The sequence below is a fragment of the Streptosporangium vulgare genome, from assembly GCF_042428775.1.
Classification (GTDB): Bacteria; Actinomycetota; Actinomycetes; order Streptosporangiales; family Streptosporangiaceae; genus Streptosporangium; species Streptosporangium vulgare.
In genome coordinates, this window is record NZ_JBHMBS010000189.1 from 1 (window position 1) to 534 (window position 534).

The window sequence follows — 534 nt, forward strand, 5'->3', positions numbered from 1 at the left end:
GTTCTTATAATCAATCACATTCCCTGTTACCAGAATCATCCCGAAAGCATTCAAATAGGACGCGGCATTATAGCGGCATCACTTTTATGAGTCGAGAACGGTTATTGCGCGCTGTCGCGTATTTTTTCACAATTCCCGGGCAATTTTCGTCTGAATGCTGGGCAAAAAGCGCAAAATCCAGACAAAACAAAACGGCCCGCAGGCCGTTTTTCATAAAATCTTTAGCAACATACTGGAAAAGCGCCGACAGTTGCAAATGCGTTTTTACGCGATGCTTCCTGCTCCACGACAGGGAGGAGAGGCAAAGACGGTGTCCTGCAACCCTTCCCACTCCTTAATAGTGTAAGTATGCAGAGCCAGCGCATGAACGGTAGTAGAGAGTTCCTCCGCTAAAGTACTGTAAATCATTCGATGACGATTCAGAAAACGTTCACCCGTAAAACGATCGCTGACCAGCACAACTTTAAAATGGCTTTCAGAGCCGGCTGGGACATTGTGACGATAGCTTTCATCCACTACTTCGAGGAATACGGG

The 534-nt window shown here is 46.6% G+C and carries 1 protein-coding gene; it reads right to left on the reverse strand.

The features are described 5' to 3' along the window. Window positions 1–264: 264 nt before the first annotated feature. Window positions 265–534, reverse strand: a 270-nt coding sequence (gene bolA / locus ACFFRH_RS45050; RefSeq protein WP_512701165.1) for a transcriptional regulator BolA, incomplete at its 5' end; no start/stop codon positions are given.